Raw genomic sequence first — 13,558 nt, forward strand, 5'->3', positions numbered from 1 at the left:
TTGCAGACAACAGGGTGAAGATGAATGCTTGCAGGAATGCTACGAGCAATTCCAAGAAGGTCACGATGATCGATAGGATGACTGATACAACTCCAGTACCCCAACCGACAACGGGTGCCTCTCCATTCTTACCCATGATGAAGATCAAACTCATGAATGCCAAAATGGTAATGTGCCCAGCCGTGATATTGGCAAATAGTCGAATGGCGAGTATCAGCGGCTTCAAGAAGACTCCGATAATCTCGATCAATGTGATGATAGGAAGCAATGGTACTGGAACACCCGGCATGGCGAATACGTGTCTCCAGTAGTGGCTATTACTGTTCTTGAATATCAAGAACAAGGTCATGGCGGCCAGGACCAGTGTGATAGCGATATTACCCGTCAGGTTGGCCCCTCCTGGGAAGAAGGGTACGAGACCGAGCATGTTGGCGATCCATATAAAGAAGAAGACGCTCAATAGGAAGGGCATGAATCGCTGATACTTGTCCTTGCCTATGACCGCGATCGCAATCTCATCACGTACAAATAGGATGATCGGCTCGAAGAAGGATTGGATGCCTTTCGGAGCGCTATTGGGATTTCTTCGGTAAGCCCTTGCTATGCTGGAGAAGACCAGGATAACGAGCAGGGAGACCAAGAAGAGCGTCATAACATTCTTGGTGATGGAAATATCGATGATGTTGGCCGTCTCCACCTCATCTACTCCACCATCTGGAGCGACATAATAGACTTCATTGTGCTCATCGAGAGCGTATCCATTATATGCCTCTGTACCATGATGGAATTTAGAGCTCATGAAGACCTCGAGTCCTTTACCTTGGTGCCAAAGGATGACCGGAAGAGGGATGCTCACCGGATGTATCTCACCGTCTGCACCTTCATAGTCGATCAGATGCCAGTCGTGACTGTCAGAGATGTGGTGCATGATCACCTCACCGGCATTGAATTCTTCACCACTTCCTCCCCCAGCAAATACATTGGTGACAGCAAAAAGCGCAGTGAATACCACAGTGAGTTTCACCAGTTGGAACGATTTTCCTATACCCTTAAAAACCTGCATCGAATGGCTTTCCTTTTCGCGGGGCAAAAGTATACTTTTAATCATACCGCGTGAAGGTTTTTTCAAAGGAATCGGAGGTCTAGTTCTTCATGATATCTGTGAGCCCTTTTATCAAGAAGTATAGGGCTATCGCTACCCCACTCAGGGTCAGTATCAGGGACCATGTCCGGCCCCCTTCTCCGAAGTGTTCGTCCAGCTTTCTTCCTGCATAGGCAAAGAGTAAGATTGTGGCCAACATCTGAAATCCGATACTCGAAAAGGCTATGACCTTATTGGCTTTTCTCCGTTTGTCCTCCCCAGGCTCTGCCATCATGTATCAGTAGGCTTGAGTTTCAACATCTGTCTAGAAGCAAAAGCGTTGAAGGCCAGATAGCTCAACAGGAAGGCCAATCCGAAGGGGATCTTCTCCGCATCGGGACTGTTGATAGCGATCGCAATAAAGAGGACCAAGGAAAGGATCAGCTTGAGCACCACTCCCATCATATAGCGATTTGCAAAAAGCGTGGGGCGCTTTCCGATGCTGCTCTTCATCAACGAATGATTGAAGATGGTAATGAGCAGAAAGAAGAGCAAGAGGACATAGAATCGCCACTCGGCCAGTTCAAATGGCCATACCTGCTGACTGCCATGGTAGATAGCTAGTAAGAGGAGAGTGAGCAATACGAGTCCTGTCAAGAAAGGACGTGGGAGAGCCATGGAGCGCAGTGATCAAGCGCCTATAGCAGAGACTCCGGGCTTACGCTCACCTGTCGCAGCACTTGGAGCGGCTGGACGAGCACTTGAGCTTTTCTGCTCAGGGCGCTCGGGTATCTCAGGACTGTCGGATTTCAAATTACAGGTACAGGTCAACTTAGCGCCTTCTGCGACCATCAATCGCTGGAAGAAAGCATCACCGCTGATTGACGATGTAGACTTGAGGCTTAGTAGTCCGTTGACAGAGAGTTTGCCATCGAAACGGCCTTCTATCTCTGCATCCTTGCATTTCACGTTCCCCTTGACGTGTCCCTTAGCACCGATGATCAATTTGCCATCGATCTTCATATCTCCTTCTACTTCACCGTCTATGCGGAAATTCCCAGGAGAGTTGATCTCTCCTTTCAGTCGGGTGCCTTCAACTATACTGTTGACCCTGAGGTTCTGTGTGTGATCATTCGTCTTAGCCATTGGAATTGGGCTTTAGCGTTTATAATATTCCTTGAAGAACTCGATGTATCCATCTATGTCCTTGGTCTTGAATAAGGTAGCAAAATTCTTTGAAGTGATGACAAAGGCTTCGAAGGCTTGATCATTGACTCCGAGCAAAATGGTCTCTTCCCCTTCATAGGCACCTAGATAGTGCAATGCGTCCTCCTTGCCTTCAAAAGTCCTGACAAGCAGGATCTGCGCTTCGGAATTGATGAAACTATTGGTCACCTTGAAGGATTCTCCTCTGAAGTATTCTGCATTGAAATCGCTCACCTTGCCTTTGACATCGTTCATCTTCACTCCTCGGTTTGGAACAAGGATGGCGAAATAATGATCCATGTTATCCTTGATGATATAGTCTCCTTTAGGACCTTGGCGTTCTTCTTCTTCAGAGGGAGGTGTATCTTCCTTGGTAGCCGTCTCTTCCGGTTTGGACTCTTCTTCCAATAATCCAAGAAGACGTTTGGCCTCTTCACCTTCTTCCGTCTCTGGGAATTTTGCCACGATCTCTCGCAAAGCGGCTATATAATTCTCCCGATCCTTCTTCCCCGCAATAGCCATGGCCCTGAGCAGATAGTACTTAGGGAGCAAGCGATTGCCCGTATCGTTATTCATCACATCGAGGCAGGCGGTCAGCACTTCGGTATAGTTCCTCATGCGGTACTGTCGGAAGGTGTTCTCATAATCCTCGGTCTCTTGGATACGCGCCTGTTCATTGCTGGCCACATACTCCGGGTCTTCAATGAGTCGGGCAAATTCACTCTGGGGGAAGTCCTCGGTTATCAATTCGGCATAGTAGGCCGAGGTAGCTCGTGGATCGGGTGCAAAATAGGAAGGGTCTTCTTCTTTGGTCAGGAACAATCTATATAGCTGATAGTAGGATAATTGCTCGTACGAATTTCCAGGTAAGCGTACATTGAGTTCTTCAAAGGTCTCGATGGCGTTATCCAGATCCTCGAGGCGGTCCTTGTATATCTTGCCGATCTCGAACATGGCGTGGGCCATAGTGTCCTTGGAAGCTTGCATGGCCTCATCAGAGAATGGGATATCTGCTTTGAGTTGCTCCATCGTGGGGATATTGGTCTTCCCTCCTCCAGCTTCTGTTTCTGCTCCAGATTCTGCAATCCCTTCTTCACCCAGACTGATACCGATGTTCTGATTCTTTCTACGCCAATTGTCCTTCAGTTCACGTCTCCCGTATTTGGCCTGGAACTCCGCAAAACCGATGGATTTGGAGGCTTCGTTGTAGAAGTACCACTTGCCCGTAGCACCTGCTCGATTGCTGGCCCGACTATCTGCCTGGGCCTGCTGGGCATTCTGTCGATTCTGGAAAGCAAGTTCTCTCTCTTCTTGAAGCTTTCTGAGTCGCTCTTCCTCCTCCTCTTGCTTATCGCGGATGATCTTTCTCAGCTTTCGGTTGAGATCGGACTCGTCCATCAACGCCAAGGTCTGCAGACTATCTTCCCGATCCACCATCTTGAGGTAATGGACCAGATCACTTAGGCTTTCCTTGGTGTTCTTGATGATCTCATAACGCGGATAGTCATTGGGTAGGTAGGTGATAGTCGAGTCGTAGAAAGCAGAAGCGACTTCATAGTTGCGCTCTTCGAAATAGATCTCTGCCAGTCTCAGGAAACTCTTCCCCTTCTGGCGGTTGTTATTGACACTCGCTTTCGTGGATTTGATCAGATTCTCGATTCCCTCTGTCAGATTCCGCTCGGCAAATTCCACTTCTGCCAGGGCATAGTAGACCTGATCCCTGAACTCCACATACTTCTCATCTCGCAGCAATTTGTTGAGTTGTTCTCTTATCTGCTCTGAATCCGATCTGGAATCGAAGGCCAAAGCCTGATTGATCTGAGCATAGAACTTCATCTCATAGTCGGGATTCATACGCACCACATCCCCATAGCGCCTGACCGAACGCTGCGACTGGCCGGTGATATCATAGAGTTGCGCAAGCAGGAAAGTCTGTCGGGCACGCCTATCCTTCTTGCGCGTGACGGCCGTTGCTTGCTTGATCGTCTCTATCGCGTTCTCATAGTCCTTCTGCTGGAGATAGAGATGTGTGTATACCTCATAGTAGGACTGGTCCATGCCCTTGGGAAAGTCCGGTCGGTACTGGTCCAGTTTATCCAACAAGGATTGAGCCCGAACGTAGTTTTTCTCTTCGATGGCCATGCGGGCCATCCATAAGTTGGCCTCATGACGGATGGGTTCGCGCTTGAATTGCTTGGTGATGTACTTGAAGGTCTCCTCGGCCTCAGGGAAGTTCCGCTTGTAGAAATAGGATATCCCCATCAAGAGATAGGAATCATCTATCCAGGAATTGTGCTGCTTCTTGTTGATGAGCATGCTATGTCTATCGATGACCTTGCTACATTTCTCTATGGCACGGTCCATAGCAGAATACAAGGAGACCGCCTCCTGCTCATTCGGGTAGAGGATGATAGGTAGTGGCTCTTCCCAATTCTCCTCATACCCATCTGCATAGGAAACCAGGGCCTCATTGACCGCTTCTTTGGCGTTGAAGTAGCCATTGAAATGGGTAGTGGTCTCGTGATAGGTCCGGCTGAAGAAATTGTTCTTCTTCTTACTGCATGAACTGAATGCAAGCAAGGTCACGAAGACCAGGGATAGATATATGAGATTTCCTCTCAAGGCGTAGTTACTCGGAACAATAACAGATATCCTGCAAAAATATTTCATTTCAGGGGTTCTACAGGGACCACACTGGATTTATCTGGACCATCTGACCATGACAGATGCAGTCCAACATCGATATCTTTGCCACTATGAATTCAGGATTGCGCTCCTTCTTGGGTAAACTGAGGGACAAGTACCGCTTGATCATCGTGAGTGACAATACGTATGAAGAGCGTCTTTCTCTGAAGCTCTCCAGACTCAACGTTATCACGATCGTAGCCACCGCTGTATTCATCGTGTCACTGATCATCCTGCTCATCATCATCTATACTCCGGCCAAGGAGCTCATCCCCGGGTACTCCGATGCCCAGGCCAAACGTGAAGCACGGAAAGCCATAGAAACGGCCGAGCGGCTGGAGGCCGATCTGAGTATCCGAGAAGAGTACCTGGATAATGTGATTCGGGTACTTCGTGGTGAGATGGAGGTCGAGGAGGTGGCTATGGATACCACTCGGGTCAATGCAGAAACCCAAGAAGATCTGGACTTCAGTATCTCGGAACGTGATTCGGCACTACGGATCGAAGTAGCTGCTGAGGATCTCTATAATCTCAAATTCGAGAATGCGGAAAGCCGAACGGCCATGAGTGCCCTTTCTGATCTGGTATTCTTCACTCCGCTCAAAGGATTGGTCACAAGTCAATACGACATAGGCACCGAACATCTGGGTGTAGATGTGGTGGCGCCTGACAATGAAACGATCAAAGCGGTATTGGATGGTACGGTCATATTAGCGACCTGGACTTCTCAAGAAGGATATGTACTGGGCATCCAGCATAGCAATGACCTGGTCTCATTCTACAAGCATAATTCCGTCCTTCTCAAAAAGACCGGAGAGCAGGTAGAAGCAGGAGAATCCATAGCCGTGATGGGTAATTCCGGTGAGATCACCGATGGTCCACATCTCCATTTCGAACTCTGGTACAAGGGCGATCCGCTCGACCCCGAGGAATTCATCATCTTCAACTAAGGTATCGTATGGGTGTCAAAGCGGCTCTCAGCGTACTCTATGCCAAACAACAGATCCACCTCCGTTCCAAATGGGTGAGGTCACCCTTGGACACCCAGATAAAATGGATGAAGCACCTCGTAGCCCAAGGGAAGTATACGGTCTATGGGAAAGACAAGGGAGTAGGAGATATCACCGACCATCGCGCTTGGAGGGACTCTATACCCGTGGTGGATTATGAAGGGATCAGACCCTATATGGAGCGGGTCTTGGAAGGCGAGCAGGACGTGCTCTGGCCCGGAAGGCCCTTGTACGTGGCCAAGACCTCGGGCACGACCTCAGGTGCCAAGTATATCCCTTTGACAGAAGAGAGCATGCCCTTTCACATACGCTCTGCTAAGATGGCCCTTCTGTCCTATATCCACGAATCGGGCAATACGGAATTCGTGGATGGAAAGATGCTCTTTCTACAAGGCAGCCCGGCACTTACAGAGCAGAATGGACTGAAGATCGGGCGCTTGTCCGGGATCACTGCCCACCACGTACCGGCCTATCTGCAACGCAATCGCGTACCTACGCTTGAGACCAATCTCATCGAGGATTGGGAGCAGAAGGTCATGGCAATTGTCAAGGAGACCTCTGTGCAGGATATGCGGCTGATCAGCGGTATACCGAGCTGGATGCAGATGTATTTCGAGAAGCTACTTGAGCATAGCGGTAAGGAGACAGTCAAGGAAGTATTCCCGAATTTCAGTCTGATGGTCCATGGTGGAGTCAACTATCGCCCCTATCAGAATCGATTCTTAGAATTGATAGGTGCCGAAGTGGACAATCTCGAACTGTACCCGGCAAGTGAAGGCTTCATCGCCTATCAAGACACCTTGGATCAGGAAGGTCTGTTGCTCGAATTGAATTCCGGCATATTCTACGAATTCATTCCAGCCGATGAATTCTTCAATGATGAACCTAAGCGGCTCTGGCTTGATGAGATAGAACTCGGAGTCAATTATGTGCTGATCATCAACAGCGTGGCAGGACTGTGGGGCTATAACATCGGTGACACGGTCAAGTTCGTCTCCAAAGACCCCTACAGAATAGTAGTCACGGGACGGATCAAACACTTTACTTCTGCTTTTGGTGAGCATGTGATCGCTGAAGAAGTCGAGCGGGCCATGGAGGAGGCTTCTAAAGCACTGGATATAGTGGTCTCAGAATTCCACGTGGCCCCAGAGATCCATCCTCAGGAAGGACTGCCGTATCACGAGTGGTTCATCGAAATGGAAGAACGGCCGTCCGATATAGAGGATTTGACCCGACTGTTGGAGAAAAGCATGGTGGCACAGAACCCGTACTATCGGGATCTGATAGAGGGAAAGGTATTGCGTCCGTTGGTCATCAGGGTATTACCCTCAGGATCATTCAAGCGCATGATGGAGAGCAGAGGAAAGCTCGGAGGGCAGAACAAAGTTCCTCGCTTGGCCAACGACCGGAAGATTGCCGATCTATTGACTGGATCCAAGGCATAAAAAAACCCAGACTCTTCAGTCTGGGTCCTAATTAACAGATGTTGTTAGAGGTCTTATCATCGGCTTTCGGTTATCGTAGCGTTGATCAATTGTAGTTTCAATTGCTCGACTGTAACCAGTTGTGCGATGTATTCAGATAAGCGGCCATCACTCATCAAATCTATGGCTTTCGCCTTGGCCTCCTGGTACTTTTTCTTCAGTTCTTTCATGGTATATGGATTTTAAATTCACTTATCGGTAAACAATCAGCGTGCCAAAAATCTTATCTATCTGATTATCTGTTTGTTACAGACACGTACGCGGATTGTTCCTTACACAATGAGGAACAGAAAAGAGGGTATCACGCTGCCTTGGGGTACGGATTACCCACCTTGGAGCACATAGTCTTTGACGTCCGTATCGGAAATCTCCTCAGCACCTAGAATGACCAGTCTCTCGATGACATTACGGAGTTCTCTGATGTTACCGGTCCAGTCGTGCTTCTGCAGCGCTTTGATAGCCGCATTGGATATCTTCTTCACCGGCTGACCATACTCCTTGGCGATCTGCTCCAAGAAGAATTCGGAAAGGAGCGGTATGTCTTCCTTGCGCTCATTAAGGGAGGGCACATGAATGAGTATCACGCTGAGTCGGTGGTAGAGATCCTCCCTGAAATTGCTCTCAGAGATTTCTTTCCTGAGGTCCTTATTGGTAGCGGCTATGATGCGCACATTGACCTTGATATCCTTATCCCCTCCTACCCGATTGATTTTATTCTCCTGAAGTGCTCTGAGTACCTTGGCCTGGGCACTGAGGCTCATGTCCCCTATCTCATCCAAGAAGAGGGTACCGCCATCGGCCTGTTCGAATTTTCCTCTTCTCTGCTTGATGGCGGAAGTAAAAGCGCCCTTCTCATGTCCGAACAATTCTGATTCTATCAGTTCAGATGGAATGGCTGCACAGTTCACCTCTACGAATGGATTGCTGGCACGGGCACTCTGCTCATGCAATTGACGGGCGACCAATTCCTTACCTGAACCATTGCCCCCGGTGATCAGCACGCGAGCATCACTCGGGGCCACTTTAGCGATCATCTCCTTGATCTCCATGATGGCCTTGCTCTCCCCTACGATATCGGATGATAGCTTCTTGTTGATCTTACGCTTGAGGACCTTGGTCTCTTCCACGAGGGTGGATTGATCCATGGCATTGCGGATGGTGACCAGTACCCGATTGAGATCCAAAGGCTTCTGTATGAAATCGAAAGCCCCATTCTTGAGCGACTCAACGGCCGTCTCCACATTTCCATGGCCGCTGATCATGACCACTGGGCTGTCCAGACCCTTATCCCGGATCTTTTCCAATACTTCTATCCCGTCCATTTTGGGCATCTTGATGTCACAGAGCACGATATCATAGCGTGTCTTCTCCATCATGGAAAGGCCTTTGATACCGTCTTCGGCCTCATCTACCTTGTACTTCTCATACTCGAGTATCTCTTTGAGCGTACCGCGTATGCTCTTCTCGTCATCGATGATCAGAATGCTGTTGGACATATCTTGTTTTTGGGAGGGTGAAAGTACAAAAGCGGTGCCGCTCCTTTAGTTTTGGCAATGATATGATCATCACATCTGAATTCTGACGCCATTGTTATTCTATGTACATTGAATTCCACCAAACGACCCACGATGTACAAAAGCTTCTTTCTGTCTGCCGTTCTACTTATAAGCTCCTCTCAAATAAGCGGACAGAATTGGGCACCCTTCACGCCTGATGAGAAGTTTCACTTCACCAATTCAGGAGAACCATCCATTACGAACACCATCCATGTAGATTCAATTCAGGTAGGAGATGTCAGTACATATTATTTCTTGAACAAGGTAGTATTACCCTGTGATACTTGCATGGCAGACACCTATGGTCTGGATGATTGGCAGTGTCCTGAAAATTCGTGCCTCTATCTAAAAGATCAGCCGCAGTTCTTGAATAGCGAGGTCATAGAAAGTCCAGGTGGGATGTGGACGTTCATCCACCCTATCGACTTTGTTCTCATGACCCATGCCGAAATAGGAGAGATGTGGAATTTCGATGGAGTACAGAACGCACAAGTCACCAGTATTTCGACTCAAGATATATTCAGTACAGTAGACTCCGTCAAGAATATAACAGTCGATGATGGTCAAGAATTCCTACTCAGCAAAGAGCACGGCTTGCTGAGATATTACAATCCTAATGAGGAAGAAGAACTCTTTGAATTGATAGGCATCCAAGGTAGGGACGTTGGATTGCTGGTCCCAGAACTCGAAGAAATATTTGACCATCAGGTCGGGGATGTGATTCAGTATAAATACAAGATATATTCTGAGGGAAATGCCCAACAAGTAGATGGAATAATCAAGCGGACTATACTTGAAGTGGAGTCAACTCCAGAGGAAATCACCCTTCACTATGACGAAGTCAGTCAGCACACTTATGGACATTGGGGACCACCAGATCAATCATATCCACCAACAACTTATTACCATGCTTTTACAGCCAATGAAACTTTCACTTTAGAAGATTACTTGTTCTTAGAAGAAGATGTGCATGAGCACAGCAAAGCAAACTTTGGAGTATATGCCGATTCCATCCCTCTCCCAGAAGGAGATGTGAGCGATTATATCGTCACTTTGACTTCGGAAAATGACCGAATGATCAAGAAATATGGCATTCATATAGGGATGGATACAGAGTCTTTGCAGTCACTTGAGGGACAAGAGTTAGGTTCTATTCTCCTTGCTATCGAGGAGTATTCACCAGTCATCTTCAGAGAAGAACTGTACTCAAATATGTTCGAGGATACGCCTCTGTTCTGGTTTGCCGCGGATCACAATGTGTATCGAGAAAATCTAGGAATGTCTTTCACAGAAGGCTTGGGAATGACCAGTTATCTGTGGGCTGGAGGAATAGGCAGTAGCATGGGCCTTTGGATGACGGGATATGTGCACCAAGGAGATACCACAGGAGTAATTGATTCTGATAGTTATATACTGACGAGTGATGAATATGGCATCGAAGAATCGATCACAGTCTTTCCAAATCCAGCTAATGACATGCTCTATCTCCATTGGCCTGGGGATGAACTTCTAGAAGAAGTTGAAATCCTTGATAATCTGGGCAGGGTAATTGATCAGCCAAAACAGAACGGCTCTGCCCAAGGAAGAAATTCAATTGATATTTCATCCTTCCCTTCTGGGCTTTATCTGCTTCTTCTGCGAACGGATAACTCAGAATATATCGGGAAGTTTATAAAGGAATGATCAGCCCCCGAACATCTCGGCCATCAAGCCTTCTTTTAATGCATAGCTACTGCGCCATAGATCCTCGATCTTGAGTTGCTCCAACACCTCATCGATGAGAAGAAAGGCATATGGGATCGTATCCACCCGATCGGGCACCAGCCCCGGTATAGCGGACCTACGCGCGTATGGGCTGGAGCGCACCATACTTGAGAGTCGATGGTACTGCTCCATATCCATTCGATGTCGCACTTCTGGAAGGGATTCGATATCTCCCAGGGCCAACATAAGGTCGATGCTGTTGAATGATCCCGATGCTCCAACTAATGTCTTCACCTTCGACCGCGTTCCCTCTATCCACAGGTCTTCGAGCTCATGTCTAATGGCCTCACGTATCTTCTGGGCATCAGCTTCTGTGAAGGGGTCCGCTGCATCGAAGCGCTCTTTGAGCCGGGTCACACCCAACTTGTAGCTCTGCTGCCATATCAAGTCATCATCTCGCGCTACGATGAACTCGGTGCTCCCACCCCCGATATCCATGATGAGTATGGTCTCATCCATGGCCAAACCCGTCATACGCACCCCTTTCCAGATCAAGTCCGATTCTCTATCCCCATCGATGACATCCACTTCCAGGCCGTATTCATTGAATACCAGTTCTATGAACTCTTGCCTATTCTCAGCATTTCTAACAGCAGATGTAGCAGTGACGATGATCTCGCCTACCTCATGTTCATCACAGCTGATCAGGTGTTCCTCCAGTGCGGCCAATCCACGTTCCATGGCTTCAGCGGTGAGTCGATTGCCATTCATACCGCCTTTCCCTAGTTTGGCCGGAATACGGTCGAAGAACTCCATAATGAAACCTTCATCGTGTCTACTTGCAATCAGCAGATTGATGGTGTTGGTGCCGATATCTATGACCGCTTTTGGATTCAAGGGCGAGTTTTGAGGGATGGGCTCAATGTATGAAGGAAATCAAAACACCCACCTAACCAGATCTAGGAACTAGTAGTATCTTATCCACTTCCATATCTCTTTGTAACCCACCTTCTTACCGTACATGAGTATGCCCGTGCGGTAGATGCGTCCTGCAAGCCAAGTGGTGAATAGGAATCCAGCGATAAGAAGTAGTGCAGATGCACTTATAGAGAGCCAGTCCACCGCCTCCATGCCCATGCCCATGCGCCCTACCCGTATCATCATGACCACCGGAGAGGTGAATGGGATGATACTGCACCAGTATAAGACTGCAGATCCCGGATTGCTGAAGGAAAGGGCCGATATGATATAGCCGAACATCAGCGGAGTCATCATAGGCATCATGAACTGCTGTGTATCGGTCTCGCTATCCACGGCCGACCCCACCGCTGCAAACAAGGCTCCATAGAGCAGATAACCTCCTAGAAAGAAGAAGATGAACATCCCGATCAGGAAGGGGAAGTTGATCTGATGGAAGATGCTCCAGAAGGCATTCATCGCTTCCCCTTGCGCCTGTATATCCTCTATGGTATCCTTCTGTACGCTGGTGCTCATCTGCTGGTCCAGGACAACAGCTGGATCCACATAGACATCCCCTAGCATGGTCTGAGCGAGGGTCATCAAGAAGAAGGACAAGACCACCCATAATAGGAACTGGGTAAGCCCGACCATGGCCACCCCGATGATCTTACCGGACATGAGCTGAAAGGGCTTGACCGATGAGACGAGCACTTCTACGATGCGGTTGGTCTTTTCCTCCATCACACCGCGCATGATCTGCGAACCGTAGAGTATGATGAACATGAAGATCATCAAAGCCATGATGAACCCGACCATGGTACCCAATTCGGTATCGGCACCACCTTCTTCCAGATTGGCTATGTCGTACTTGATGATCCGAATGGGGGTGGTCAAGCTTTCATACTCTTCTTGATCGATTCCCGCTTCGGCCAATTTCATCCGTTCGAAATTGCGCTCCAGTCTATCAGAAATCCGTTCGGTGATCAGCACTCCGGGCTGTTCCTTGTAATACATGTTGATGCTCTGCGCATAGATCAACTCCGGTACGATATCGATCTTGAGGTCGAAATCGGATTCCATGAATGCCACATCCGACATTTCCCCTGGGAAGATGTGGTATCTGATCTTATCTGTATCCTCGAAATCCGATTCGAACAAGGTCTTGCCGAACATGCCTTGACTATCGGTCAATACCACATCGAACTCTCGAGAATCATCCAGGCTCAAGTAAAAGGCTCCTCCGATGAAGCCCACGAAGAGCAAAGGCCCAAGAATGGTCATGATGATGAAGGACTTCTTCTTGACACGTGTCAGGTACTCCCGCTGTATGATCAACCAGACCTTATGCATGCTCCTCTTCCTTTTCGTTGACCACCTGGATGAAGATGTCGTTCATACTGGGGATGACCTCACTAATCTCATTGATCTGCGCGTGTGGCATCACAGCCTGCAATAGGTCATTGACCGTATTATCTCCCAGCAGACGGATGCGGGCACGTATCATCCCTCCGTCCAGATCCTCTCTATCTACCAATTCGAAACCCGTCCAAAGCGCATTGGTAAAGCCGAGCATCTGACCCTTGAAAAAGACATCGTAGACATGCTCTTTGAATCGCTGCTTGACTTCTTGCACCTGCCCTTCCAAGACCACCCGGCCCCGGTCGATCAGGGCCATATCATCACAGATCTCCTCTACTGATGCCATATTATGGGTAGAGAGCATGATGGTGGCGCCTTCATCGCGTAATCGGAGTATCTCGGATTTGACCAGATTGGTATTGATAGGATCGAAGCCGGAAAAAGGCTCATCCAGGATAAGGATCTCCGGTTCGTGAAGTACCGTAGTGATGAACTGCACTTTCTGAGCCATCC

The 13,558-nt window shown here is 48.4% G+C and carries 13 protein-coding genes; 3 read left to right on the plus strand and 10 right to left on the minus strand.

All coding sequences use genetic code 11. The features are described 5' to 3' along the window. The 5 genes from atpB to HKN79_12125 all read right to left on the minus strand — a co-directional run. Positions 1 to 1,063, minus strand: a 1,063-nt coding sequence (atpB, locus tag HKN79_12105) for a F0F1 ATP synthase subunit A (GenBank protein NNC84311.1), incomplete at its 3' end; no start/stop codon positions are given. Positions 1,064 to 1,142: 79 nt separating this feature from the next. Beyond that, positions 1,143 to 1,376 (minus strand): AtpZ/AtpI family protein, encoded by a 234-nt coding sequence (locus tag HKN79_12110; GenBank protein NNC84312.1) that lies wholly within the window; start codon positions 1,374 to 1,376, stop codon positions 1,143 to 1,145. Continuing rightward, positions 1,373 to 1,759: a hypothetical protein gene (locus HKN79_12115; protein ID NNC84313.1), complete on the minus strand. Its 387-nt coding sequence runs from the start codon at positions 1,757 to 1,759 to the stop codon at positions 1,373 to 1,375. Before HKN79_12115 ends, HKN79_12110 begins: the two co-directional genes overlap by 4 nt. Before the next feature lie 12 nt (positions 1,760 to 1,771). Continuing rightward, the gene (locus HKN79_12120) at positions 1,772 to 2,227 is read right to left on the minus strand and encodes a polymer-forming cytoskeletal protein (GenBank protein NNC84314.1); all 456 of its coding nucleotides are present in this window, start codon (positions 2,225 to 2,227) and stop codon (positions 1,772 to 1,774) included. Positions 2,228 to 2,239: 12 nt separating this feature from the next. Continuing rightward, a complete protein-coding gene (locus HKN79_12125; protein ID NNC84315.1) occupies positions 2,240 to 4,909 on the minus strand; it encodes a tetratricopeptide repeat protein in 2,670 nt (889 codons plus the stop codon). Between the two features lie 104 nt (positions 4,910 to 5,013). Between HKN79_12125 and HKN79_12130 the strand changes: the two genes are divergently transcribed. Then, on the plus strand, positions 5,014 to 5,922 hold the full coding sequence (locus tag HKN79_12130) for a M23 family metallopeptidase (protein ID NNC84316.1): 909 nt from the start codon (positions 5,014 to 5,016) through the stop codon (positions 5,920 to 5,922). An 8-nt stretch (positions 5,923 to 5,930) separates the two neighbouring features. Beyond that, positions 5,931 to 7,427: a GH3 auxin-responsive promoter family protein gene (locus HKN79_12135; protein NNC84317.1), complete on the plus strand. Its 1,497-nt coding sequence runs from the start codon at positions 5,931 to 5,933 to the stop codon at positions 7,425 to 7,427. A gap of 56 nt (positions 7,428 to 7,483) precedes the next feature. On the opposite strand, the gene HKN79_12140 is transcribed toward HKN79_12135, so the two are convergent. Continuing rightward, positions 7,484 to 7,636: a hypothetical protein gene (locus HKN79_12140; GenBank protein NNC84318.1), complete on the minus strand. Its 153-nt coding sequence runs from the start codon at positions 7,634 to 7,636 to the stop codon at positions 7,484 to 7,486. A gap of 153 nt (positions 7,637 to 7,789) precedes the next feature. Then, positions 7,790 to 8,962: a sigma-54-dependent Fis family transcriptional regulator gene (locus tag HKN79_12145; GenBank protein ID NNC84319.1), complete on the minus strand. Its 1,173-nt coding sequence runs from the start codon at positions 8,960 to 8,962 to the stop codon at positions 7,790 to 7,792. Between the two features lie 495 nt (positions 8,963 to 9,457). Between HKN79_12145 and HKN79_12150 the strand changes: the two genes are divergently transcribed. Beyond that, positions 9,458 to 10,705 carry a T9SS type A sorting domain-containing protein gene (locus HKN79_12150; GenBank protein ID NNC84320.1) on the plus strand — a complete coding sequence of 416 codons (1,248 nt, stop codon included), beginning with the start codon at positions 9,458 to 9,460 and terminating at the stop codon, positions 10,703 to 10,705. Here HKN79_12150 and HKN79_12155 read toward each other — a convergent pair whose 3' ends face one another. The 3 genes from HKN79_12155 to HKN79_12165 all read right to left on the minus strand — a co-directional run. Then, positions 10,706 to 11,623, minus strand: a complete 918-nt coding sequence (locus HKN79_12155) for a phosphatase (protein NNC84321.1) — start codon at positions 11,621 to 11,623, stop codon at positions 10,706 to 10,708. Between the two features lie 69 nt (positions 11,624 to 11,692). Continuing rightward, positions 11,693 to 13,036, minus strand: a complete 1,344-nt coding sequence (locus tag HKN79_12160; GenBank protein ID NNC84322.1) for an ABC transporter permease — start codon at positions 13,034 to 13,036, stop codon at positions 11,693 to 11,695. Further along, on the minus strand, positions 13,029 to 13,558 hold a 530-nt coding region (locus tag HKN79_12165), incomplete at its 5' end, for a DUF4162 domain-containing protein (protein ID NNC84323.1). The genes HKN79_12160 and HKN79_12165, both read right to left, overlap by 8 nt.

The sequence above is a fragment of the Flavobacteriales bacterium genome, assembly GCA_013001705.1.
Lineage (GTDB): Bacteria > Bacteroidota > Bacteroidia > Flavobacteriales_D > JABDKJ01 > JABDLZ01.